The sequence below is a fragment of the Streptomyces sp. KM273126 genome (assembly GCF_004337435.2).
Lineage (GTDB): Bacteria > Actinomycetota > Actinomycetes > Streptomycetales > Streptomycetaceae > Streptomyces > Streptomyces acidicola.
This window is the reverse complement of sequence record NZ_SJXB02000001.1, coordinates 4,698,864-4,724,120: the sequence shown is the minus strand read 5'-3', so window position 1 is coordinate 4,724,120 and position 25,257 is coordinate 4,698,864. Positions and strand designations below refer to the sequence as shown.

Genomic DNA, 25,257 nt, shown 5'->3' with positions numbered 1-25,257 from the left:
GTCACCGCCCACGCCACTTCGGCGGGCGCTTCTCGGTGAACGCGGCGTGGAACTCCGCGTAGTCCTCACCGTTCATCAGCAGGGCCTGGGTCGAGGCGTCCAGTTCGACGGAGGCGGCGAGCGGCATGTCCAGCTCTGCGGTGAGGAGCGCCTTCGTCTGGGCGTACGCGAGGGCCGGGCCCTCGGCCAGGCGGCGGGCCAGCGCGTGGGCGGCCTCGTCGGCGCTGCCCTCTTCGGTGAGCTCGCTGATCAGCCCGATCCGCTCGGCCTCGGGCGCCCGTACCGGTTCGCCGAGCATCAGCAGCCGGGTCGCGTGCCCGAGCCCGACGACGCGGGGCAGCAGGTACGCGGCGCCCATGTCGCCGCCGGAGAGCCCCACGCGCGTGAACAGGAAGGCGAACCGGGCCGTGGGATCCGCCACCCGGAAGTCGGCGGCCAGCGCCAGCACGGCGCCGGCGCCCGCGGCGACCCCGTGGATGGCGGCGATCACCGGGAACGGGCACTCCCGTACGGCGCGCACGACCTGCCCGGTCATCCGGTTGAAGTCGAGGAGCTGGGCCGTGTCCATGGACAGGGTCGCGCCGATGATCTCGTCGACGTCGCCGCCGGAGCAGAAGCCGCGCCCCGCCCCGGCCAGTACCAGGGCGCGCACCGACCTCTCACGGGACAGCTCGGCGAGCAGGTCTCGCAGGTCGGCGTAGGCGCCGAAGGTGAGCGCGTTGAGTTTCTCGGGGCGGGCGAGGGTGATCGTGGCGACGCCGTCGGCGACCGTGCACCGCAGATGGTGCCAGTCGGAGGTGCGGGCGACGGAGCCGGTGAAGGGACTCATGAGGGGCGGCCTCCTCCGACGGGAACGGGCCTACGCCATCGAAGTTATCACCGATGTGTGACTGTCGTCATGATGCCGCGATACCCCGGATGACGCCGCGATACCCATGGAACTGGGTACAGATCCTCCGCAAATCGGTCACGAATCCTCGACAGGCCGGTAACGGTGGGCGTACTCGGGAGAGCCGGCGCGTTGACGGGGGTAGGCCGCCTGGCAACGGGGCCGACGGCCCTGTACGGCGCCCGCCGAGGGACGCTGCCGGAGCGCGCCGTACCATGCACCAGGTTGAAAGCAGGATTTCCTGCTCCATGAACGGACCCGCCTTGTACGAACGCCCTGTTCCCGCCTCGTGGCGCATCGCGCTGCCGCACACCGTCGCGGCCGTGCCCGTCGCCCGCGCGCTCGTCCGCACGGCGCTGGCCGAGCTGGAACACGCGGCCGACAGCGACACCGCGGAGCTGCTCACCGCGGAGCTGGTCGCGAACGCCGTGGAGCACGCGGCGGGGAACGGGCCGATAGAGCTGGTCGTGGAGCTGCTGCCGACCGGCTGCCAGGTCGAGGTGCACGATCCGGACCCGGCACCCCCGGGCGATCTCACCCACCCGTACCGCGCCATGCCCGACCCCTGGCAGGAGCACGGGCGCGGACTGCTCCTCATCCGCACCCTCAGCGCGTCCTGCGGCCACCGCCCCACCGACTCGGGCAAGGCGGTGTGGTTCCGCCTGCCGGTGACGCCCCACCGGCGTCGGCTGGCCTGACGGGCTAGCGGGCTAGCGGGCTAGCGGGCTAGCGGGCTAGCGGGCTAGCGGGCTAGCGGGCTAGCGGGCTAGCGGGCTAGCGGGCTAGCGGGCCAGTGTCGCCACGAGGACCGCTTTGATCGTGTGCAGGCGGTTCTCCGCCTCGTCGAAGACGACGGAGTGGGACGACTCGAAGACCTCGTCCGTGACCTCCAGGGACTCCAGGCCGTACGTCTCGTGGATCTCGCGGCCGACCTTGGTGCCGAGGTCGTGGAAGGCGGGGAGGCAGTGGAGGAACTTGACGTCGGGGTTCCCGGTCGCGCGGAGCACGTCCATGGTCACGGCGTACGGGGCGAGCGCGCCGATCCGCTCGCTCCACACCTCCTTGGGCTCCCCCATCGACACCCATACGTCGGTCGCCACGAAGTCCGCCTCCCGGACGCCCTCGGCGACGTCCTCGGTGAGCGTGATGCGGGCGCCGCTCACCTCGGCGAGCTTGCGTGCGTCGCGGACGACGTCCTCGGCGGGCCAGTAGGCCTCGGGGGCGACGATCCGGACGTCCATGCCGAGGAGCGCCCCGGTGACCAGGTAGGAGTTGCCCATGTTGAAGCGGGCGTCGCCGAGGTAGGCGAACGCGATCTCCGTCAGCGGCTTGTCGCAGTGCTCGACCATCGTCAGCACCTCGGCGAGCATCTGGGTGGGGTGCCAGTCGTCGGTGAGGCCGTTGTAGACGGGCACGCCCGCGTACGCGGCCAGCTCCTCCACGGCGGCCTGGCTGTCGCCGCGGAACTCGATGGCATCGAACATCCGGCCGAGCACCCGGGCAGTGTCCCGCACGGACTCCTTGTGGCCGATCTGCGAGCCGGACGGGTCGAGGTACGTCGTCGACGCCCCCTGGTCCGCGGCCGCGACCTCGAACGCGCACCGCGTACGCGTCGACGTCTTCTCGAAGATCAGCGCGATGTTCCGCCCCCGCAGGTACTGCACCTCGGTCCCGGCCTTCTTGGCCGCCTTGAGCTCGGCGGCCAGCTCGATCAGCCCACGGAACTCCACCTCGGTGAAGTCGAGCTCCTTGAGGAAGGGTCGGCCGGCGAGGGCGGTCGGGACGGTCGCCATGAGGGCTCCTGTGGTGCGGGGGCTGGCTGCTCGGACAACGGACAGGTTTGGAAGTCTATACGACAAGCCACATTTCTATACGGGACTGGGGTGTGCGCAACGCACCAGGGACGCGAGCCGGGCCGGCCACTCCCTCAGTCATCAACAGCCCCTCTCTCCACAGGACAGCTCATACACCGAGGCCCACCCCGCCCCCGCCCCAGCTCACTCCCGGGAATCTCGATCACCTCGATCCCCTGCTTCCGCAGATGGGTGTTCGTCGTCGCGTTCCGTTCGTACGCCACGACCACCCCCGGCTCCACCGCGAGGACATTGCACCCGTCGTCCCACTGTTCCCGCTCAGCCGCGTGCACATCCTGCGTCGCGGTCAGCACCCTGATCTCGCTCAGCCCGAGCGCGGCGGCGATCGCACGGTGCATGTGCTCCGGCGGATGGTCCGTGACCTTGAGTTCCTTGTCACCGACGCCCGGTTCAATGGTGTACGAGCGGAGCATGCCGAGCCCCGCGTACTGCGTGAAGACGTCACCGTCGACCATGGTCATCACGGTGTCGAGGTGCATGAGGGCGCGCCGCTTGGGCATGTCGAGCGCCACGATCGTCTCCGCCGAGCCCGCGGCGAACAGCTTGTGCGCGAGCATCTCGACGGCCTGGGGCGTCGTCCGCTCGCTCATACCGATGAGCACGGCGCCGTTGCCGATGACGAGGACGTCCCCGCCCTCGATGGTGGACGGGTAGTCCGCCTGCCCCTCCGACCAGACGTGGAACGTCTCGCCACGGAAGAGAGGGTGGTGCCGGTAGATCGCCTCGAAGTGCACGGTCTCGCGCTGGCGCGCGGGCCAGCGCATGGCGTTGATGGAGACCCCGTCGTAGATCCAGGCGGAGGTGTCGCGCGTGAAGAGGTGGTTGGGGAGCGGGTCGAGCAGGAAGTCGTCGAGATCCATGACGTGGAAGCGCACGGAGGCCGGCTCCGCGTGCGCGTCCAGGAACTCCCGCTTGGTCATCCCGCCGACCAGGGCCTCGGCCAGCTCGGGTGTGGGCAGGGAGTCGAAGGCGGCCCGCAGGTGGTCGGTGGCGAGCGGCCCGTACTCCTTCTCGTCGAAGACCCGGTCCAGGATGAGCGTCCGGGCCTGGGGGATCCCCAGGACGTCGGTGAGCAGGTCGCCGAAGAGGTGGACTGTGACCCCGCGGTCACGGAGCACGTCCGCGAACCCGTCGTGTTCGGCGCGCGCCCGGCGCACCCACAGGACGTCGTCGAAGAGGAGGGCGTCCTTGTTGCTCGGGGTGAGCCTTTTGAGCTCTAGGTCCGGCCGGTGCAGGATGACGCGGCGCAGCCGCCCGGCCTCGGAGTCGACGTGGAATCCCATGTCTCCATCCTGACCATTCGGGCGGGTGTTCACCCGCCCGAACGGCCGGATCGCGTCGTCACTCCGCGCTCCGCGACCGGAGCCGGCCCTCGCCGGCCGCGGAGGCACCCCTCACAGCCGTGGGTCCACCGGCTCCGACTCCAGCGCCAGCACCCCGAACACCGCCTCGTGCACGCGCCACAGCGGCTCGCCCTCCGCCAGCCGGTCCAGGGCCTCCAGGCCCAGCGCGTACTCACGGACGGCCAGGGACCGCTTGTGGCCCAGGAAGCGGTGGCGGAGGCGGGCCAGGTTGTCGGGGCGGGTGTACTCCGGGCCGTAGATGATCCGCAGGTACTCCCGACCACGGCACTTGATGCCCGGCTGGACCAGACGGCCCTTCCCGTCGCGCACCACCGCCCCGGCCGGCTTGACCACCATGCCCTCGCCCCCGCGCCCGGTCATCTCCAGCCACCAGTCGATCCCGGCCCGCACCGACTCCGCGTCACCCGTGTCCACGAAGAGACGCCGGGTCGTCTGCAGCAGGCCGCTGCCGTCGTGCTCGACGAGACGGTCGATCAGGGACAGCTGCTCGTCGTGGGGCAGGGCCGCGAGGCTGCGGCCCCGGACCGCGAGGATCTGGAAGGGCGCCAGACGCACGCCCTCCAGGCCCTCGGTCGGCCAGCAGTACCGCCGGTAGGCCTCGGTGAACGCCGCCGCGTCCGCGGCCCGGTCACGCTGCCGCGACAGCAGGTCGCCCACGTCCACACCCCGCGCCGCCGCACCCTCCAGCGCGGCCAGCGCACCCGGGAACGCCGCCCCGGAGGCCGCGCCGACCGCCGCGTACTGCGCCCGCAGCAACCCGGACGCCTTCAGCGACCACGGCATCAGTTCGGCGTCGAGCAGAAGCCAGTCCGTCTCCAGTTCGTCCCAGAGACCTGCGGCGTCCGCGGACCGCCGTACCCGGGCGAGGATCTCCTCCGTCATCGTCTCGTCGTCGAAGAAGGGACGCCCGGTGCGCGTGTACAGCGAGCCCGTGGGGCCGCCGGTCACACCGAAGCGGTCAGCCGCGGCCGCCGCGTCCCGGCACACCAGCGCCACCGCCCGCGACCCCATGTGCTTCTCCTCGCACACGACCCGCGCGACCCCGTCCGCCTCGTACTGCGCGAAGGCCTCGGCCGGGTGCTCCAGGTAGCCCTCCACCTGCGAGGTGGCCGTCGGGGCCATCGTCGGGGGCAGGTACGGGAGCAGGCGCGGGTCCACGGCGAAACGGCTCATGACCTCCAGGGCCGCCGCCGCGTTCTCCTCGCGGACCGCGATCCGTCCCGCGTGACGTGTCTCCACGGTCCTGCGACCGTGCACGTCCGCCAGGTCCAGCGGTCGTCCCTCGTGCCCGCCGGGCGCCTCGGTGGCGAGCGGCTTCGTGGGCTCGTACCAGACGCGTTCGGCCGGTACGTCGACGAGCTCCCGCTCCGGCCAGCGCAGTGCGGTGAGTTTGCCTCCGAAGACGGCGCCCGTGTCGAGGCAGATGGTGTTGTTGAGCCAGGTGGCCTGTGGAACCGGGGTGTGGCCGTACACCACCGCGGCGCGGCCCCGGTAGTCCTCCGCCCACGGGTAGCGCACCGGCAGGCCGAACTCGTCGGTCTCGCCGGTCGTGTCGCCGTACAGGGCGTGCGAGCGCACCCGGCCCGAGGTACGGCCGTGGTACTTCTCGGGCAGGCCCGCGTGGCAGACGACCAGTCGGCCGCCGTCGAGGACGTAGTGGCTGACCAGGCCGTCGACGAACTCCCGTACCCGCGTGCGGAACGCGTCGTCCTCCTTCTCCAGCTGCTCGACGGTCTCGGCGAGTCCGTGCGTGTGCTGGACTCCCCGGCCCTTCAGCCAGCGGCCCAGCTTGTTCTCGTGGTTGCCGGGTACGCAGAGCGCGTCGCCCGACGCGACCATGGACATCACGCGCCGCAGCACACCCGGGGTGTCCGGGCCGCGGTCGACGAGGTCGCCGACGAAGACCGCCGTACGGCCGTCCGGGTGCGCGCCGTCGACGTAGCCCAACTTCCCGAGCAGCGACTCCAGTTCGGACGAGCAGCCGTGGATGTCGCCGATGATGTCGAACGGGCCGGTGAGGTGGGTGAGGTCGTTGAAGCGCTTCTCGGTGACGACGGTCGCGTTCTCCACCGCCTCCACGCCCCGCAGGACGTGCACCTTGCGGAATCCCTCGCGCTCCAGATGCCGCAGGGAGCGGCGGAGTTCGCGGGTGTGGCGCTGGATCACCCTGCGCGGCATGTCCGCCCGGTCGGTGCGGCCCGCGTTGCGCTCGGCGCACACCTCCTCGGGGACGTCGAGGACGATCGCGATGGGCAGCACGTCGTACTTCTTGGCGAGGTCGACGAGTTGACGGCGGCTCTCCTGCTGCACGCTCGTGGCGTCGACGACCGTGCGGCGGCCGGCCGCGAGCCGCTTGCCGGCGATGTAGTGGAGTACGTCGAACGCGTCCCGGCTGGCGCTCTGGTCGTTCTCGTCGTCGGCGACGAGGCCGCGGCAGAAGTCCGACGAGATCACCTCGGTCGGCTTGAAGTGCCTGCGTGCGAAGGTCGACTTGCCGGACCCGGACGCGCCGATCAGCACCACGAGAGAGAGGTCGGTGACGGGCAGGGTGCGCCCCTGCACCGCCTCGGTCCGCTCCTGGTTCTGCGTCATGCCGCCTTCACCTCCTTCTCGTTCGTGGTCCTCGTCGTCGCTATGTCCGTGGCGGTGTTCAGGGTGAACACGGCCATCTGGGTGGGCGGGCCCACCTCGGGGTCGTCGGGGCCGACGGGCACGAACTCCACGCCGTACCCGTGCCGTTCGGCCACCGCGTCCGCCCACGCCCGGAACTCCGCGCGCGTCCACTCGAAGCGGTGGTCGCCGTGGCGGACGTGCCCGGCCGGGAGGCTCTCCCAGCGGACGTTGTACTCGACGTTCGGCGTGGTCACGAGCACGGTGCGGGGCCGCGCGGAGCCGAACACCGCGTACTCAAGGGCGGGCAGCCGCGGCGGGTCGAGGTGCTCGACGACCTCGCTGAGCACGGCGGCGTCGTATCCCGTCAGCCGCTTGTCGGTGTAGGCGAGCGAGCCCTGGAAGAGCGTGACGCGCGAGGCCTGCCGCTCCCCCATGCGGTCCAGCTTCAGCCGGCGCGAGGCGATGGTGAGGGCGCGCACCGACACGTCGACGCCGACGATCTCGGTGAACCGCGGGTCCTTGAGCAGCGCCTGCACCAACTGGCCCTGTCCGCAGCCGAGATCGAGCACGCGCCCGGCCCCGGCGGACCGCAGCGCCTCGATGATCGCGTCCCTGCGCCGCACGGCGAGCGGAGTCGGCTTCTCCTCCGCCTCGTTCTCCCCCTCGACCGCGTTGTCGATCTCCTCGACCTCGCTGTCGTCCGTCTCGGCGAGGCGTACGAGCTCCAGCCGTTCCATGGCCTGGCGCGTCAGCGACCAGCGGCGCGCGAGATAGCGGCTGGTGATCAGCTTGTGCTCCGGGTGGTCCGGCAGCCAGCCCTCACCGGCCCGCAGCAGCTTGTCCACCTCGTCGGGCGCCACCCAGTAGTGCTTGGCGTCGTCGAGCACCGGGAGGAGTACGTACAGGTGGCGAAGGGCCTCGGCCAGGGTCCGCGCCTCCGACTCCAGCACGAGGCGTACGTAGCGGGAGTCGCCCCACTCGGGGAACTCGCTGTCCAGCGGCACGGCGTCCACGGTCACCGTCCAGCCGAGCGGCTCGAAGAGCTTGACGACCAGGTCAGGGCCGCCGCGGGCGGGCAGCGCGGGTATCTCGACGCGCAACGGGCGGGCGGCGCCCGGGAGTTCGGGCCGGGCACGGCAGGTGCCCTTCATCGCGCTGGAGAACACGGCGCTCAGCGCGACGGCGAGCAGGGAGGAGGCCGCGTAGGGGCGGTCGTTCACATACTGCGCGAGCGCCGCGTCGGGGGCGCCGCCCCGGCCCTTGCCCTTGCCGCGCCGGACCAGCGCCACGGCATCGACCTCCAACAGCAGCGCGGCCGTGCAGCGCTCGGCGCTCGCCTCGGGGTAGAGGACGTGGGCCATGCCATAGGAGGTGGAGAACGCCTGCGCGTTGTCGGGATGCTTGTGCAGCAGGAAACCGAGATCGGTCGCCGGGCGCTCCGGTGTGCCGGTGGTGCTGATCGTCAGGAACACGGTGGTTACCCCTCGAAACCCTTCTGAGCTGCGAATCCTCGTCGTACCGTGGGGCGCGACGCACATCGGGCGCACTTGTGGCGGAATGCCGATGGGCCCCGGAGAGGGAAGGACGTATGTGTGCTCACGACGCGTGGCCCTTCTCGTGTCGTAGCAGCCCTGCGCTACGGATCGCCGGCCACGGGAGCGCCTCTTCTCCGGCGCACCCGCACAACGTACAGCGAACGACCGCGGCTGCTCCCAGGAATTTTCGCCCGCACTTGCTCCCTGGGCTCCTGACAAGTGCGGGGCTCCACCCCGGTAGCCATGGGCCTGGTCTGGAGGGTTGCCTCAGCCGTCGCTGACCGCCGCGTACACACTGGCCGGACGGGGTGGCAGCGGCACCCGGACCACATCGCGGATTCCGCGCGCGGCGAGCCCGGCGGGGTCGGCCACGGTGGCCGATGTCACGAGTGCCGGGCGCAGGTCCTGGGCGGCCAGCCGCATCCATTCCTCGAAGATCACCCCACCGGGGGCGAGAGCGCTCCTGCTCAGCGGCACGTCCTCGGTGTCGACGGGCACCTCCACGGCGAGTGTCCGGTGCACGGGTGCGTTCGCTCCGGCACGCAGTTCCCGGACGGTCTCGGCGAAGCGCAGAGCGATCGGTTTGGGGCGCCGCGCCTCGTCGAACAGCCCGAGGGAGTATTCGAGTTCGGGGAAGTCGGTGAGGCGGCGGCTCACGTCGTGCGAGCACCACCAGGTCACGCCCCACAGACCGGTGGTGTCCGCGGCCGCGCGTACGGTGTCGGCGCAGAACGCGGGGGCATCGGTCTCCGCCAGGCAGTTGAGCGGGGCGCCCACTTCCTGGAGCCAGACCCGCCGGGCGGGGTCGGTGGCGAACGCCTGGGACAGTTCGACGAGGTACTCGGCGTGCCGGACGCTCTGCTGGGACATGCCGCCGTAGTGCTGTGCGGTGCCGTTGAAGACCCAGGAGTGGATGGCCGTCATGTCGCCGAGACGGCTGGCGTGGGTGGGGAGGAACGGATGGCCGTCCAGGTACCACACGGCGTCGTACGCGGCATGCACGTGCTCGTGAACCCGCCCGTTCGAGGGTGCGGACGGGGCGGCTGCCAGGAGGGTGCTGACCCAGTGCGCGGCCTCGTCGGAGGTGGCCCGCATGGGAGTCGGGTGGGGGCGGTCCGAGAACTGGTTCAGCTCGTTGCCCATGGTCAGTCCGAGGAACCCGGGGGCGTCCGCCAGTGCGTCATAGAGGGCGCGCACCAGGCGGGTCTGTCCTTCCAGGGCATCCGGGTCGGTGAACATGTTCCTGTGGTGCCAGCTGGTCATCCAGCTCGGCAGGAAGTCGAAGCTCGACAGATGGCCCTGGATGACGTCGACCGAGACGTCGAGGCCGTGGTCATGGGCGATGTCCGCCATGGTCCGCACATCTGCCAGTGCCCGGGGCCGGATCCAGGCCCGGTTCGGCTGGAGCAGCGGCCACAGCGGGAAGATCCGTACATGGTCCAGGCCTAGCCGGGCGATCCCCTCCATGTCGCGCCGTACGCCGTCCCAGGACGGCTCCAGCCAGGAGTGGAACCAGTGCTCCGACGGCGTGTAGTTGACGCCGAAACGCAGAGCGTTCATCCCTTGATCCCTCCTTCCTCGACGCCGCGGAAGAAGAAGCGCTGGAGGCCGAAGAAGAACAGGAGTATGGGCGCCACCGCGATGACGGTTCCGGCCGCCACGACCCGCGGATTGTCGAAGAACGTGCCCCGCAACGCGTTGAGGCCGACCGTGAGCGTGTACTTGTCCTGGTCGGACAGGACGATCAGCGGCCACAGGAAGTCGTTCCAGGACCCCACGAACGCGAAGATCGCGACAACGGCCATCGCGCCCTTCACCTGCGGCACACAGATCAGTAAGAAGCGCTTCCACACCGTGGCTCCGTCGATGACCGCAGCCTCCTCAAGAGCCACGGGAAGGGAGCGGAAGGCGTTGCGCATGAGCAGGACGTTCAGGGCCGCGACTGCTGTCGGCAGCGCCACCCCCAAGAGGGTGTTGTTCAGCCCGAGGGAGCGCATCAGCAGGAACTGCGCCACGATGATGATCTCTCCGGGCACCAGGAGCGCGAGGACGAACACGGACAGCGCCGCGCCCCGTCCCCGGAAGCGCAGCCGGGCCAGGGCGAACCCCGCGCAGGTGGCCCCGACGACGTTCGCGGCCACGGAGATCAGGGCCACGATCGCGGAGTTCAGCACGTAGTGCGGTATGGGTACCCGCCGGACGACCTCCCGGTAGTTCTCCAGCGTCGGATCGCTGGGAAGAAGCTGAGGGGGACGGGTGTACAGGTTGTCGCCGACGCCCTTGAAGGACAGCGACAGCTGCCAGACGAACGGGCCGACGAGGATCACGAACACCACGATGAGTGCCGCGTAGCGCCAGATGCCCGCACCGGTGCGGCTCCCCCGGTGGGGCCGGGGCCCGGACCGGCCGCGGACGGGGGCGGGGGCGGCGGCGTGTGTGGTCGTCGCCGGAGCGACGCCCGGCGCAAGAGGGCGCCGGCTGCCCGTCATTCGGTTCATTCCGCGTCTCCGTCCCCCCGCTGCAACCGCAGCTGGACCAGCAGCATGGCCAGGGTGATGACGAACATGACGACGCTGATCGCCGTCGCGTAGCCGGTGTCCGCCGAAAGGCCGGTGCCCTCGCGCTGGATGAGCATCGTCATCGTCATGTCCTTGCCGCCGGTGCCGCCGGTGTTGCCGGAGAGGACGTAGATCTCGCTGAAGACCCGGAAGGCGGCCACCGACGACAGCACACCGACCAGCGCCATGGTCGAGCGGACCCCGGGAACCGTCACCGAGAGGAACCTCCGGACGGGGCCCGCCCCGTCGACGGATGCCGCGTCGTACAGGGTCGCGGGGATGTGTGCGAGGGCCGCCAGATAGATGACCATGTAGTAGCCCACACCCGTCCACACGGTGACGAACATGGCGCTGAACAGCAGGAGCCAGCGGTCCGCGATGAAAGGGATCGGGGTGGAGATCAGCCGGAGCGAGGACAGGAGTTCGTTGACCAGTCCACGGCTGTCGAGCAGATTGGTCCAGATCAGCCCCACCACGACGGCGGACATCACGACCGGCGTGTAGTAGGCGCTCCGGAACACTCCGATGAGCCTGCCGGGCCGGCTCACAAGGCAGGCCAGCAGCAGCGGCAGTACGACCATGAACGGGACCACGCAGACGACGTACAGGCTGGAGTTCAGCAGCGCGGTCCAGAAACGAGGGTCGTCGGCCAGCCGGCTGTAGTTGTCGAGACCGGTGAACCGGCCACCGCGCACCATCGTGGCGTCGGTGAATGACAGGACCACGGTGTTGAGGAACGGGAACAGCACGAAGACGACCGTGACGACGAGCCCGACAGCGAGGAAGAGCCAGGGTGCGGCCCACCAGTGGTGTGTCCGGCCGGACCGCGATCCGCGGCCGAGGACCGCACGAGGACCCGCCGGACCTGGCCCGGCCCGGCGGGAGGCCGCGGGGGCGAGGGGCGAGGTCACGTCCGGCCGAGTTTCTCGTTGCAGAAGGCGACGGTGTCGTCCAGGGCCTGCTTCGGGGTCTTGTCGCCCTTCAGCGCGAGGGCGACCTGTTCGCGCAGCTCGTCCACCATGGCCTGGGAGAAAGCCGGCGGCCAGTGGACGACGGCCCGCCCGATCTGCGCGGCGGACTCGACCCGGACCCTGCCCTCGTCCGTACCGTCGCTCTTGGTGAAGAACGGGTCGTCGAGCGTGCCGACGGTGGCCGGGAAGATCGCCGCTTTGCGGGCGAACGCCAGTTGGTTCTCCGCGTTGGTGGCGAACTTGGCGAAGGCGATCGCCGTAGGCGCGTTGCCGGTCTTCGAACTCACCGCGAGGGACTCGATGTACATGTTCGGGGCCGCGTTGGCGATCATCGGACCGATCGCGACGCTCTTGTAGATGTCCGGGGCGTTCTTTTTGAAGTCCGCCAGGTTGTAGGCGCTGCCGGGCAGCCAGCCGAGGCGGCCGGCCTTGAACTTGTCGACCTCGCCGACCTGCTTCTCGTTGAGGATGTCCTCGGTCAGCGCTCCGGAGTCGTACATCTCCTTGTATCTGGTGAGCAGTTCGACGCCTTTGGCGTTGTTGAAGGTGAACGCGGTGGCGTCCTTGTTCATCAGCTGGACGCCGTAGGTCCCGAAGGTCTCGATCACCGGCGTACGGCCGAGCATCGAGTACTCGCCCTTCGCGGCGTCGGCCATCTCGTCGGCCTGGTCGAACAACTCGTCGTAGGTCTTCGGTGTGTTCTTCGGGTCGAGGCCCGCCTTTGTCATGAGTTCGGTGTTGAAGAACGAGGGCCCGGTGTTGAGGTAGAAGGGATAGCCGTACGTCCCGCCGTCGATGCCCGCCCAGGTCATGGCGTTCCAGGCGGCGGGGAGGTAGTCCTTCTTGGCGGAGGGATCGGCCTTGGCGATGTTCAGCAGCATGTCCGCGCCTGCCAGGGTGTAACCCGCCTCGGGGCCGAGGTCGACGACGTCCGGCAGGTTGCCCGCGGCGGCGTCCGCCGAGAGTTTCTCGGAGTATCCGTCGGCGGGCTGGTCGATCCACTTCACCCGGGTGCCCGGGTGCTTCTTCTCGAAGGCCGCGACGAGGTCGGTGAAGTAGTCCTCGTACCCGCCCTTCAGGTTCCATGTCTGGAACGTGATCGCCCCGGTGACCTTTCCGTCGACTCGTCCGTCGGTGTCGCCTCCGGCGTCGCCGCCGTCCCCGCCTCCGCCCACGCCGCATCCGGCCAGCCCCAGGCCAAGCACCATGGCCACACTCGCGGCCCGTGAACGTCTCGTCGCTCTCGTCGGCCTCGGTCTCGTCGGTGTCGTCGGTGTCGTCGGTCTCATCGTGAACTCCCTTGGTCGGTTCGGCCCGGACGCGTCAGCCGGCCGGGCGCCGCAGCCGCAGCGTGACCACCTGGAACGGCTCCAGAGCCAGGGCCGCCCCTTCGGCCGGTACGGCGCCCGCGTGCGCCTGGCCCGCGAGGGCCTGGCCGGTGTGGCGCAGCGCCCGCCGTATGTCACTGTCCGCCCCGAACTCCCGCTCCAGCAGGTCCGTTTCCCGAACGGTGGGATGGTCGCCGAGATCGGCGGAGCAGCGCAGCGTCGCCGTGGCCCGTCCGCCCCGGGCCTCGTAGATCCGTACGACGACATCTCCCGAGCCGTCGTCGGCGAGCTTGACCGTGTCGATGACGGGCAGGCCCGTGGTCTCGGTGAGCCGGACGAGCGGTACGAGCGCGGGAAGGCCCGGTATCGCGGGCGCGTTGAGCGCGTATCCGGCCGCCACGGTGCCGGCGAACTCGGGTGAGGGGACCACGGCCCACCGCATCCGGTGGGTTCCCCGGTCGGTCACCGGATCGGGGAAGGTGGGTGCGCGCAGCAGCGAGAGCCGTACCAGGCTGCCGCCGCCGGGGCCACCGAGACGTGTCACATCACAGCCGTAGGAGGAGTCGTTGACGACACCGACGCCGTAGCCCGCCTCGGCGACATGCACATAGCGGTGTGCGCAGACCTCGAAGTGCGCCGCGTCCCACGAGGTGTTCTCGTGGATGGTCCGTTCGACGAAACCGAACTGGGTCTCGTAGCGGGCGCCCGTGGTGTGGACGGCCAGCGGGAGGGCGACCTTGAGCAGTCGTTCGGTCTCCTGCCAGTCGGCGACGAGGTCCATGTCGAGCTGCCGTGATCCGGGCGACAGGCTGATGGTCATCGTCATCCGGGATGCTCCGGTGGTACGCACCACGGTGACCCCGGCGGCCCCTTGACCCAGGGTGCGGAGCTCGATGCGTTCATCGCCGGTGAGCGGGCCGGTGAGATCGGTCCGCATACGGTGTGCGTCACGGTCGACGTCCCAGGCGTCCCAGCGCACCGGCTCGTCCCGGTGCAGTTGCAGGACGCCGAGCGGCTGTCCCGCGGGGACGAGCTCCCGGTTTTCGGCCAGATCGAGCAGCGAGGACACATGGCCCTGGGCGTCGACGACGACGCGCAGCAGACCGTTCTCCAGCGCGTGGGAGCCGTCGGCCAGCCGCCGGACGGTCACCTCGCCGTCCACCTCGCGGCCCGAGTCGCCGTCCGATTCGCCGTCCCTGTAGCCGTCCCTGTAGCCGTCCACCGTGTCCGGCACCGGCTCCCACGCCTCGCGCCCCGCCCAGGGGAGCGGCAGGATACGGCCCGGGGTGGTGGCTCCGCCGCCCGCGAGCACGGCACACGCCCGCTCGACGATGGCCTCCAGCCGAGCGGTCAGCGCCTGGTAGGTGGCCCGCGCCTCACGGTGGACCCAGGAGATGGAGGAGCCGGGCAGGATGTCGTGGAACTGGTGGAGCAGCACCGTGCGCCAGATGTCGTCGAGGTCTCCCGAGGGGTAGGCCCAGTCTCCCCGGAGCGCGGCCACGGTCGACAGGTACTCGGCGGTGCGCAGCAGCGCCTCCACGCGCCGGTTGCCCTGCTTCATCGCGAGCTGGGAGGTGAACGTGCCGCGGTGCAGCTCCAGATACAGCTCACCGGACCACACCGAGGCCCCGCCGTTTTCCGTGAGTTCGGTCTCGGCCTCGGTGAAGAAGTCCCGGGGAGCGCGCACGGTCACCGTCGGTGCGCCTTCGAGATCGGTGAACCGGGCGGCGCGGCCCAGCATCTCCCGGGTGGGGCCTCCCCCGCCGTCCCCGTGCCCGAAGAGCAGCAAGGAGTGCCCGGAGAGGCCCTTGTCCTTGAAGTTGACGACCGCGTGGTGGAGTTCCTTCGCCGTCACTTCGGCGGCGTAGGTGTCCGCGGGCGGGAAGTGGGTCAGGATCCGGCTGCCGTCGATGCCCTCCCACTGGAATGTGTGGTGGGGGAAGGTGTTGGTGTCGTTCCAGGAGATCTTCTGGGTGAGGAACCAGCGGAAGCCGGCCAGTCGCGCCAGTTGGGGAAGGGCCCCCGAGTAGCCGAAGCTGTCCGGCAGCCACACCTCCTCGGGTTCGGTCCCGAAGCGCTCCCGGAAGTAGCGCTTTCCGTAGGTGAACTGACGGACCATCGACTCACCTCCGGGCATCGTGGTGTCCGACTCGACCCACATGCCGCCCACGGGAATGAACCGGCCCTCCGCGACACGGGCCCTGAGGCGGGAGAAGAGCCCGAGGTGGTACTCCTCCAGCCAGCTGAACTGCTGCGCGGAGGACATGGCGTAGACGAAGCCGGGGTCGGTGTCCATCAGGTCCAGGACGTTCGAGACCGTACGGGCGATCTTGCGGACCGTCTCACGCACCGGCCACAGCCACGCGGAGTCGATGTGCGCGTGCCCCACGGCGGTCAGACGGTGCGCGCTGGCATTGGCCCGCTTCGCCAGCTCCCCGGCAAGGGCCTTACGGGCAGCGGGCACCGTGGCCGCCAGGTTCTGCGGATCGGCCGCGTCGAGAGCCGCGTCGATCGAGCGGAGCAGCGTCCAGTGGCGGGGGTCGTCGGGCGGCACCTCACGGGCCAGTCCGCCGACTACCTCCAGATCGCGCAGCAGCTCCCACAGCTCGGCGTCGAAGGCGCGGATCCCGGCCGCGGCAAGCCGGTACAGAGGGGCGGGACCGGCGGTCGTCCGCTCCCCCAGCTCGGTGGTGATGAACGGTACGACATCCAGCAGCAGCGGATTGGCGGCGGCCTCGATGTAGACGGTGAAGGTGCCGTCCGGGCGCACCAGCGATGTCGCGGCGCCCGGACCGACGAGCCTGATCCAGGACTGGCGGGGGTGGAGGCCCTTGAGGACCGTGCCGTCCGGGCGGTACGCCAGCCCTTCTGCCTGGCCGCCCACCGAGTGGTCCGCCCAGCCGAGGTCGAAGACGAGTTCCACGATGTCCGGGGGGCCGTCGTCCTCGTCCTTGTTCTCGTTCTCGTTCTCGTCCTTGTTCTCGTGCTCGTGCTCGTGCTCGGGTAATCGACCGTCGACACGGAACCAGGTGGTCCCCCAGGCGGGGCCCCAGGTGTCACCGACCACGAACGGCTTGTACCGCGGCGCGGCCCGGTCGGGCAGTGGCTCCAGTCCGAGCGCGTGCCGGGCGGGGACCGGCTCCCCGTCGCCGTCGACCGTCCACGCCGACACCGCCACCCTGCCGAGCGGCCGGTGTACCCGGGGAGCGAGACGCTGCCGCACCACGCGTTCCAGCCGGTCGAGAGTGATCTGTGGTGCGGAGTGCATCGATACCCCCAGCTGATCGTCCGGGACAGCGCGAGCCGACACTAAGGCGCTTAAGTTGGGGGTGTCAACGATCGGTGCGGGAAGTCAGGGGGTGCCAACTGAGCGGGAATACCGGGGCGTTGCGCGGGAAGCGCCGGGGAGGGTGCGGGCGGGCGGAACGGCCGTGCTCCGGGGGGCCGCGCAGCCAGGAGAACGGAATGCGCCGCACAGGCCCGGCCGAAGTCGCCCGGGTGAGTGGGCCCGGTGCCGGGCAGACGTGCCGGGCAGACGTGCCGGGCAGACGTGCCGGGCAGACGTGCCGGGCAGCGAGTCAGGCGCCCGCGTCGCCGAGGGTGCCCGCGTCGCCCAGGGTGCCCGCGTCGCCGAGGGTGCCCGCGTCGCCCAGGGTGCTCGCGCGGGCGATGAGGGACGGCACCCGTTCCTCATGGTCCGTCGCCGGTTCACCGGCCAGCAGTGTGAGCAGCCGCTCCGCCACGTCCGCGCCGAACCCCACCGCGTCCCGCCGCAGCGCGGTGAGCGCGGGCCTGAGCGCCGTGCACACGGGAGTGTCCTCCCAGACCACGATCGCCACATCGCCGGGGACGTGCAGTGCGTGTCGGCGAATGACGTCGACACCGGCGACCGCCAGCACCTCGTTGTCGTAGATCAGAGCCGTGGGCCGCGGATCTCCGCGGAGCACGGACTCGGTGACGGCCTCACCGGCCGCCGCCGAGAAGTCGGTGGACAGGGTGCGGCAGTCACTGAACCCGAGGTCACTCCCGGTCTTCTCGAAGGACTCGACCCGGAGGTGCACATGGAGCATGGAGGCGGTTCCCGACACATAGGCGACCCGCTCATGTCCCGTTTCCTTGAGATGGCGCATGATGGCCTTCATCGCCGCGGAGTCGTCGATCGAGACCGAGGGCAGGGCTCCCTCGGGGTCGGGGCCACCCGCGATGAGTGCCGGCAGGCCGAGCGCCGCGACGGCGGCAGGCCGCGGGTCATGGCGCCGCAGATCGACCAGGACCACTCCGTCGACCCGCCGCTCGTGCTGCCACCTCCGATATGTCTCGATCTCCTCGTCGACGGACCCGACCACCTGAAACAGCAGCGCGTAGTGCCGGCGGCTCAGCACCATCTGCATCCCGGTCATCAGCCGGTGGAAGAACAGTTCCGTCCCGACGTCCTGCGCGCTGCGCGCGATGACCAGCCCCACGGTGGAGGACCCGGCGCCGGTGAGGGCGCGTGCAGCGTGGTGCGGTGACCAGTTCAGTTCCTTGGCGACAGCCAGGACACGGCGACGGGTGGCCTCCGAGACACCGGGCTTCCCGTTCAGGGCGAAGGAAGCCGCTGCTTCGGATATCCCCACCAGGTCGGCGATGTCCCGGAGCCTGGGACGACTGCCCTCGGCGGTCATGGAAACCTCGATGTGTTGTGCTCCGCCCCTGCTTCAGGGGATCTCCCATCTTAGATGGCGGATCACGCCACTTGTCCCGTGGCACTGGAGCTGATGCGTCATCATGTCCCTCTTGCAGGGCCAACTTTAGCGCTTTAGTGTCGGCCGCGTTCCGCGCCGCACGGCGCCTGCGTGCGGTGCGTCGGCCTGCCCTGTGTCTGCCGGAGGGGATTCCCATGCCCGTTGACGAGATAGGCCCGTCCCCGAGACCCGCTCCGGCGGCGGAGCCGGAGCCCCTTCCCGAGCTGCGACGCCGGCGTTTCCTGCAAGCCGCGGGCGCCGGGTTGGTCGCGGCCGCTGTCCCGGCGACGGGCGCAGGAACGCCGGTCGCCCGGGCCCACACGGCGTCGGAGCGCACGTCCGCGGCCGTCGCAGCCGCGACGGCGGACTTCGGCCCAGAACCTCCCCTGATGCACGGGTACTCGGGCCCGCAGATCAAGGCGTGGAACCCGGACACCGACCGGAACGCCCGCTATCTGCGCTCACGGGTCCCCCTCGCCCGGCGCATCGCCCCCTTCGAGCCGACCCAGGCCCGGCGCGGTCTCGACCCCCGCCCCAGGCTGGCCGTTCTCGCCAACGACTATCTGCAGCCCGGATGGGAGACCGAGGGCTATCCGTACGGGCCGGGCGCCGAGGCGTACGCCCTGCGGTTCTGGCAGTACGCCGATCTCTACGCCTCCTGGCACGGATTACCCCTCGACGGCCGGCACGACGAGACGAACCCTCCGTACGGGCTGGTCAATCTGCCCAATCCCGGGTACACCGACGCGGCGCACCGCAACGGTGTCCTCAGCCTGGGCTGCTGGTTCTGGCCCCGCCCGGAGAACTTCGCGGAGATCGTCGAGAAGACTTCGCAGGGCACCTTCCCCACCGCCGACAAGCTGATCGCGATGGCGGAGTACTTCGGCTTCGACGGGTACTTCATCAACCAGGAAGCCGTCATCTCCGCTGCGCAGGCGAAGCTCCTGATGGAGATGCTCGGCTATATGGCACGCAAGGCCCCCACCGGTTTCCACCTCCAGTGGTACGACTCCCTGACGGTGGACGGCCGTATCTCCTACCAGAACGAGTTCAACCAGGTGAACTCCCCCTGGGTGGTCTCCGGCGGACAGCGGATCAGCACCAGCGTCTTCCTCAACTACTGGTGGAACTCCGCCAAGATCCAGGCCTCGCGCACCCATGCGCTCTCGCTGGGGCTCGACCCCTTCGAGGTCGTCTATGCCGGCAGCGAGATCGGCATGTACCGGTTCGCCCAGCCCTACGATCCCCGCGCGATCTTCCCCGAAGGGGCGGAGCCCCGTACGAGCTGGGCCTTCCTCGGCTCCGAGATGGTCTGGTACACGGTGGAGGGCGACAAGAGCGCCCTCGCCGCGCAGGCCCCCGCCTACGCACGGGAGCGCCAACTGTGGTCGGGGCCGACCGAGGACCCCTCGCGCTCCGGCCGTACGAGGCAGCCCGACAGCAGCCGTCCACTCGACCCGGCGGGCTGGGACGGCGCGGCCCACCACATCGTGGAGAAGTCGGTGATCGGGGAGCTGCCCTTTGTGACGCGCTTCTGCACCGGTACCGGGGAGCGTTTCTTCATCGACGGTGTACGGGTCGGCGACCAGCCGTGGTTCGACATCGGCGTCCAGGACCTGCTGCCCACCTGGCAGTGGTGGGTGCGCGACGCCGACGGGGCACCGAGCGACGCGGTCCGGGTGGACTACGACCACACCGACGCCTACGACGGAGGGTCCTCGCTCCGCCTCACCGGTACGCTCGGCCCGTCGCGGTCGGTGGTCGTACGGCTCTACAAGACCCGGCTGAGGCTCACCCCCACCTCCACCGCCGGCCTCGTGCACCGGGGTTCCGCCACGGCGCCCGGCGGTGACGGCCCGGTACTCAGAGTCGGCCTCGTGTTCGAGGATGCCCCCACGGAGACGGCCTGGCTCACCGTCGACGGGGCGACGGGCGACGGCTGGTCGCACTGGACGGGTGCGCTCGGGCAGTGGGCCGGCCGGACCGTGGCCGCCGTCGGCGTGTCCCTGGTGGCCGGCGCCCTCGGGGCGGAGGACATCGCCGTCAACATCGGCGAGCTGCGACTGGCGGATTCCGTACCGGAGCCTGCGCCGCGCTGCCCCGCCGGATTCACGGTGGACCGGGCGGTACGGGCGAACGGTACCGCGAGTGTCTATCTGAGCTGGGATTTCGAGCCGGAAGGCGTGGCCCACTACGACGTCTTCCGCCGAACGGCCAACGGCAGGCAGTGGCTGGGACGAGCCTACGACGGCGCCTACTGCGTGTCCGCGCTGGCGCGGGACGGGAACGAGGAGGCGACCCGCCTGGAGTTGGAGGCGGTGTCCGTGACAGGTCGGCGCAGCTGCGCCACCGCAACCGAACTGGGCTGGTAGGACCGGACCGCGCCGGTCCGGCGCACCCGGACCGGCACACCCGGACCGGCACACCCGGACCGGCAACGACCGCCGAGGACAAGCGCCACGCCAGGTCATGCACGTTCCGAATCGGCAGTGGCCGACGGGCGGTTCAAGGTCAGAGTCGGTCCTGCTCCGGGGATCACGTTGCCCGCCCCGGACTCCCGCTCCGTCGACGCCGATCCGATGCCCGCAACCACACCGAGGGGAACGCCAGGCATGGGTCCAACACCAAACCACTCCGTCCTGCGCGGCCACCGCGCTCACCGCACCCGCCGCGCCCAACGTCGGTTCGTCGTCGCGGTGCTCGCTCTGCTCTGTCTGCTGACCGGTTCCCTCCCGGCGGCCCACGCGGAGCCCGCCGGGGCCACGACCGGGACCACCGGCGGCAAGCCCGCGCTGCCCGACGTCACACCCCGTCCGCAGCACATGGAAGGCAACGGGGGCACCGTGGTCGTGCCCTCCCGGGCACGAGTGCTCACCGCCGGGGACGTGGACCGGCCCACCCTGGACCTCGTCGTCTCCGTGCTGCGCGGGGCGGGTGCCACAGACATCGTGGAGGCTCCCCTGCCGGCCGGACGGCGCCACGCAGGCGAACTGACCGTGGTCGTCGGCGGGCTCCAGGACGCCCGGGTGACCCGGGCACTGCGGGCGGCGGGCGGCCGGGTTCCGGACGAACTCCCCGCCGAGGGCTATGCGCTGGCCTCTCGAGCCGCCCCCGGCGGCGGCTCGGTGGTCCTCGCCGGCGCGGACGGAGACGGCACGTACTACGCGGCTCAGACCCTGCGGCAGCTCACCTCGGGCTCGACTGTCGCGGGGGTGTCGGTCGTCGACTACCCGCTGATGCCGCTGCGTGGCGCGATCGAGGGCTTCTACGGCAGCCCGTGGACGCATGCCGAGCGCCTCGACCAGCTCGCCTTCTACGGCGAACTGAAGATGAACACCTATCTGTACGCCCCGAAGGACGACCCCTATCACCGCGAACGCTGGCGGGATCCGTACCCGGCGGAGCGGCTCGCGGAGCTGGGCGAGCTGGCGCGGCAGGCGTCGGACCACCATGTGCGGTTCACCTTCGCGCTCTCGCCCGGCGTCTCCATCTGCTACAGCTCCCCCGGCGACCGGGCGGCGCTGGAGGCCAAGCTCCAGGCCGTGTACGACCTGGGGGTGCGCAGTTTCTCCGTACCGCTGGACGACATCAGCTACACGCGGTGGAACTGCGCGGGCGACCAGGCGGCGTACGGGGCGCCGTCGCGACAGTCCGCGGCACAGGCCCAGGTGGATCTGTTGAACAGGCTGCAGCGGGATTTCCTGGCGGACAGGGAGGGAACCGAGCCGCTGCAGATGGTGCCCACCGAGTACGGGGACGTCACCGAGACCGCCTACAAGAAGACCATCCGCGAGCAGCTCGACCCGAGCATCGAGGTGATGTGGACGGGCACCGACGTGGTGCCGCCGAGCATCACCGTCGAGGACGCCGCCAAAGCCGCCGCCGTGTGGGGCCGCAAGGTGTTCCTGTGGGACAACTACCCGGTCAACGACTACGGTCAGGCGGAGGGCCGACTGCTGCTCGCGCCCTACGCGGAACGCGAACCGGGGCTGCACGCGCAGCTGTCCGGCCTGGTGCTCAACCCGATGAACCAGGCGGCGGCGAGCAAGGTCGCGCTGTTCGGAGGTGCCGACTTCGCCTGGAACGACACCGGCTACGACCCGCTGCGGGCCTGGCGAGCCGCCGCCGACTACCTGGCGGGAGGCGACCCGGACACGGTCCAGGCGCTGCTGGCCTTCTTCGACGTCGAGCATCTGGCACCGACCTTCGGCACGGACCCCTGGCAGCCACAGGCCCCCGAACTGGCCGCCCGGCTCCAGCGGTTCCGCGCGGACTGGGACAGCGGCGCCAAGGAGGCCGCGCTGCGCGGCCTGCTCCCCTACGCGCGGCTGCTCGCCACGGCGCCGGAGCAGATCAGGAACGGGGTCGCGGACGAGGGCTTCGTCGCCGACTGCGGTCCGTGGCTGGATGCCTTGCGGCTGTGGGGAACGGCGTTCGAACGGACCCTGGACGCGCTCGGCGCCCGCCTGTCCGGCGACGACGATCGCGCCCAGCAGTGGTTCGACGAGGCGGCCGCGCTGGCCGAGCGGGCAGGCGCCATCGAGACGATACCGGGCGAGACCCGCCCTCAGGGCCCGGTACGGGTCGCCGACGGAGTGCTCGACGTGTTCCTCGTCGGCGCCCGCGAGCTGCGGTGACGCCTGCGGCGCCACCCAGTACGCGAGCGGCAGTGGCCACCGGACGGCCTGCCACAGCGGCGTGGTCAGCCGCCAGATGAACAGCGCGACCAGGAACCACGTGAGGTACCACGGATCCAGCAGGCTGATCGGGTAGCCGGGGTCGTCATCGGCCCACCTCTTGAACAGCGAGTACGCGACCTCGAAGATCACACCGGACACAGCACAACCGCGCTGGATGTGCGCCCGCGCCGGTCGGCCGTCCTGCGTCGGGCGCAGGACGGCCGACGCGCTTCACGTGGTGACGGGTGCCGGGCCGACCAGTTCTGTCAGGACGTCCTCCATCGTCACGAAGCCGATGACCGCGCCGGTCTGGCCGGTGACCGCGGCGAGGTGGCTGCCGTCGGCTCGCAGGGTGGTGAGGGTGTCGTCCAGCGGGGTGTCGATGCGGACCCGGGTGACCGGGTGGAGCGCGCTGCGCGGGAACGGCTGGTCGCGTTCGGTGACGCCGAGGGTGTCCTTGATGTGCAGGTAGCCCATCAGGGTTCCGTCGGGGCCGGTGACGGGAAAGCGGGAGTAGCCCGCCTCGGCCGCCGTCCGTTCCAGTTCGGCCGGGGTGACCGTATGCCCGACGGTGCGCATCGTCCCGGCGGGGACGAGGATCTCGCCGACCGGGCGTGTGCCCAGCTCCAGCGCGTCCCGCAGCCGTTCGCCGTCGGCGGGTGACAGCAGCCCGGCCTCGCTGGAGTCCACGACCATGCGCGCGAGCTGGTCGTCGGTGAAGACCGCCTCGACCTCGTCCTTCGGCTCCACTCGCAGCAGCCTCAGCAGCGCGTTGGCGAAGGCGTTGATGCCGAACACGACCGGCCTGAGCGCCTGGGTGAGGGCGATGAGGGGCGGGCCGAGCAGCAGCGCGGTGGGCACGGGGGCGGCGAGGGCGATGTTCTTGGGGATCATCTCGCCGATCAGCATGTGCAGATACGTCGCCGCGGCGAGCGCGATGACGAACGCGATCGGGTGCACCAGCCCGTCCGGGACGCGGGCCGCCTCGAAGAGAGGCTCCAGCAGGTGCGCGATGGCCGGTTCGGCGACCGCGCCGAGCACCAGCGAGGAGACGGTGATGCCGAGTTGGGCGGTGGCCATGACCGCGGAGAGGTGTTGCAGGCCCCACAGGGTCATCCGGGCCCGCTTGTCCCCCTCCTTCGCCCGCGGCTCGATCTGGCTGCGCCGCACGGAGATCAGGGCGAACTCGCCGCCCACGAAGAAGGCGTTCGTCAGCAGGGTCAGGGCACCGATGGCAAGCTGCAGGACGGTCATCGGGACTCCCCCGCCGGAACGGGAACCGGGGCCGGTTCGGTGATCCGGACGCGGTCGGCCCGGTGGTGCTCGACGTCGAGGACCTCCAGCTGCCAGCCGTCGAGGTCGAGGACGTCGCCCTTGGCGGGGATGCGTGCCAGGCGGGTGGCGATCAGGCCGGCCACGGTCTCGTACGGGCCCTCAGGTGCGGTGAGCCCTATCTCGGTGAGCTGGTCGATACGGACGGAGCCGTCGGCCTCCCACACGCCTCGGCCGTCGCTCGTCCTGGGGCCGGGCAGCAGGTCGGGAACCTCGACGGGGTCGTGCTCGTCGCGCACCTCGCCGACGACCTCCTCGACGATGTCCTCCACGGTGGCCACGCCCGCCGTGCCGCCGTACTCGTCGATGACCACGGCCATCGTGCGGTTCGCCCGCAGCCGCTCCAGAAGCCGGTCGGCGGTCAGGCTGTCCGGGACCCGGAGCGGGTCCGTGGCCAGCTCGGTCACGGGCGTGAGCTGCCGCTTCTCGGGCGGCAGGGCGAGGACGTCACGGATGTGGACGGTGCCGATGACCTCGTCGAGGCTGTCGCGGTAGACCGGGAAGCGGGACAGGCCGGTGGCGTACGACAGGTTCGCCGCGTCAGCCGCCGTCGCATGGGCTTCCAGTGCCCGGACGTCGACCCGCGGGGTCATCACGTTCTCCGCCGTGAGTTCGCTGAGGTGCAGGGTGCGTACGAAGAGCTCGGCGGAGTCCGCTTCCAGCGCGCCCTCGGCGGCCGAGTGCCGGGCCAGCGCGACGAGCTCCTCGGGGCCGCGGGCGGAGGCCAGTTCCTCGGCGGGTTCCAGGCCGAAGCGGCGTACGAAACGGTTCGCGGTGTTGTTCAGGTGCCGGATGAACGGCCCGAAGGTCGCGGTGAAGCCGCGCTGCGGGGCCGCGACCACCTTGGCGACGGCCAGCGGCCGCGAGATCGCCCAGTTCTTGGGCACCAGCTCGCCCACCACCATCAGGACGACGGTGGAGAGGGCCACGCCCAGCACGGTGCCCACCGAGGAGGCGGCACCACCCAGTCCGACCGCCTGGAGCGGGCCGCGCAGCAGCACCGCGAGCGACGGCTCGGCGAGCATGCCGATCACCAGGGAGGTGACCGTGATGCCGAGTTGGGCGCCGGACAGCTGGAACGTCAGACGGCGTACGGCCTTCAGCGCGCCCTCGGCACCGCGCTCACCGGCCTCGGCGGCGCGCTCCAGCTCACCGCGCTCGACGGTGGTCAGGGAGAACTCCGCGGCGACGAAGACGGCGCAGGCCAGTGTGAGGAGGAGGGCCACCAGGAGCAGCAGGACCTCGGTCACCGAGCCACCCCCCGTCCCTCACTCACAGGCAGCGCGGGCTGCGGGCGGGGCATGGCACAGCTGGTACTGGGAGGCTCACCCATGGCGGGACCGTGGCTCCTTCTCGGTTCGGCGGGTCGGGTCGACCCGCGGTGGGGAGA

16 protein-coding genes and 1 pseudogene are annotated in these 25,257 nt (G+C 70.7%); 3 read left to right on the top strand and 14 right to left on the bottom strand.

All coding sequences use genetic code 11. The annotated features are described in order from the left end of the window. Position 1 precedes the first annotated feature (1 nt). The gene (locus E0500_RS20210) at positions 2 to 829 is read right to left on the bottom strand and encodes an enoyl-CoA hydratase family protein (protein WP_131568059.1); all 828 of its coding nucleotides are present in this window, start codon (positions 827 to 829) and stop codon (positions 2 to 4) included. A 308-nt stretch (positions 830 to 1,137) separates the two neighbouring features. Between E0500_RS20210 and E0500_RS20205 the strand changes: the two genes are divergently transcribed. Beyond that, positions 1,138 to 1,587 carry an ATP-binding protein gene (locus E0500_RS20205; RefSeq protein ID WP_131568057.1) on the top strand — a complete coding sequence of 150 codons (450 nt, stop codon included), beginning with the start codon at positions 1,138 to 1,140 and terminating at the stop codon, positions 1,585 to 1,587. Positions 1,588 to 1,671: 84 nt separating this feature from the next. Here the strand turns inward: E0500_RS20205 and argF are convergent, their stop codons facing one another. The 10 genes from argF to E0500_RS20155 form a co-directional block, all read right to left on the bottom strand. Beyond that, positions 1,672 to 2,682 (bottom strand): ornithine carbamoyltransferase, encoded by a 1,011-nt coding sequence (gene argF, locus E0500_RS20200; protein ID WP_131568055.1) that lies wholly within the window; start codon positions 2,680 to 2,682, stop codon positions 1,672 to 1,674. 134 nt (positions 2,683 to 2,816) lie between these two features. Next, positions 2,817 to 4,046 (bottom strand): arginine deiminase, encoded by a 1,230-nt coding sequence (locus tag E0500_RS20195; RefSeq protein ID WP_165935130.1) that lies wholly within the window; start codon positions 4,044 to 4,046, stop codon positions 2,817 to 2,819. Positions 4,047 to 4,157: 111 nt separating this feature from the next. Next, positions 4,158 to 6,719 carry a polynucleotide kinase-phosphatase gene (locus tag E0500_RS20190; protein WP_131568051.1) on the bottom strand — a complete coding sequence of 854 codons (2,562 nt, stop codon included), beginning with the start codon at positions 6,717 to 6,719 and terminating at the stop codon, positions 4,158 to 4,160. After that, positions 6,716 to 8,212: a 3' terminal RNA ribose 2'-O-methyltransferase Hen1 gene (locus tag E0500_RS20185; RefSeq protein WP_165935129.1), complete on the bottom strand. Its 1,497-nt coding sequence runs from the start codon at positions 8,210 to 8,212 to the stop codon at positions 6,716 to 6,718. Before E0500_RS20185 ends, E0500_RS20190 begins: the two co-directional genes overlap by 4 nt. A 330-nt stretch (positions 8,213 to 8,542) precedes the next feature. After that, entirely contained in the window at positions 8,543 to 9,835 is a 1,293-nt protein-coding gene (locus tag E0500_RS20180) for a glycosyl hydrolase (protein WP_131568047.1), read from the bottom strand. Then, on the bottom strand, positions 9,832 to 10,764 hold the full coding sequence (locus E0500_RS20175) for a carbohydrate ABC transporter permease (RefSeq protein WP_131568065.1): 933 nt from the start codon (positions 10,762 to 10,764) through the stop codon (positions 9,832 to 9,834). Before E0500_RS20175 ends, E0500_RS20180 begins: the two co-directional genes overlap by 4 nt. Before the next feature lie 5 nt (positions 10,765 to 10,769). Continuing rightward, positions 10,770 to 11,744, bottom strand: a complete 975-nt coding sequence (locus E0500_RS20170) for a sugar ABC transporter permease (protein WP_309505105.1) — start codon at positions 11,742 to 11,744, stop codon at positions 10,770 to 10,772. Further along, positions 11,741 to 13,012, bottom strand: a complete 1,272-nt coding sequence (locus E0500_RS20165) for a sugar ABC transporter substrate-binding protein (RefSeq protein WP_131568045.1) — start codon at positions 13,010 to 13,012, stop codon at positions 11,741 to 11,743. Before E0500_RS20165 ends, E0500_RS20170 begins: the two co-directional genes overlap by 4 nt. Positions 13,013 to 13,127: 115 nt before the next feature. Next, positions 13,128 to 16,400 (bottom strand): alpha-mannosidase, encoded by a 3,273-nt coding sequence (locus tag E0500_RS20160; protein ID WP_131568043.1) that lies wholly within the window; start codon positions 16,398 to 16,400, stop codon positions 13,128 to 13,130. 310 nt (positions 16,401 to 16,710) lie between these two features. After that, a complete protein-coding gene (locus E0500_RS20155) occupies positions 16,711 to 17,796 on the bottom strand; it encodes a LacI family DNA-binding transcriptional regulator (RefSeq protein WP_131570823.1) in 1,086 nt (361 codons plus the stop codon). Between the two features lie 215 nt (positions 17,797 to 18,011). Here E0500_RS20155 and E0500_RS20150 point away from each other — a divergent pair, with 215 nt between their 5' ends. Together E0500_RS20150 and E0500_RS20145 are read left to right on the top strand one after the other, a co-directional pair. After that, entirely contained in the window at positions 18,012 to 20,228 is a 2,217-nt protein-coding gene (locus E0500_RS20150; protein ID WP_131570821.1) for an endo-beta-N-acetylglucosaminidase, read from the top strand. A gap of 240 nt (positions 20,229 to 20,468) precedes the next feature. After that, complete coding sequence (locus E0500_RS20145) at positions 20,469 to 22,493, top strand: beta-N-acetylglucosaminidase domain-containing protein (protein ID WP_131570819.1); 2,025 nt, start codon at positions 20,469 to 20,471, stop codon at positions 22,491 to 22,493. Here the strand turns inward: E0500_RS20145 and E0500_RS45445 are convergent. The 3 genes and pseudogenes from E0500_RS45445 to E0500_RS20135 all read right to left on the bottom strand — a co-directional run. Next, positions 22,491 to 22,736: pseudogene (locus tag E0500_RS45445) on the bottom strand (hypothetical protein); the annotation flags it as partial. The gene E0500_RS20145 and the pseudogene E0500_RS45445 overlap by 3 nt on opposite strands. A gap of 30 nt (positions 22,737 to 22,766) precedes the next feature. Beyond that, positions 22,767 to 23,789, bottom strand: coding sequence for a hemolysin family protein (locus E0500_RS20140; RefSeq protein WP_131570817.1), 1,023 nt, complete (start codon positions 23,787 to 23,789; stop codon positions 22,767 to 22,769). Continuing rightward, positions 23,786 to 25,117, bottom strand: a complete 1,332-nt coding sequence (locus E0500_RS20135; RefSeq protein ID WP_131570815.1) for a hemolysin family protein — start codon at positions 25,115 to 25,117, stop codon at positions 23,786 to 23,788. Before E0500_RS20135 ends, E0500_RS20140 begins: the two co-directional genes overlap by 4 nt. Positions 25,118 to 25,257 lie beyond the last annotated feature (140 nt).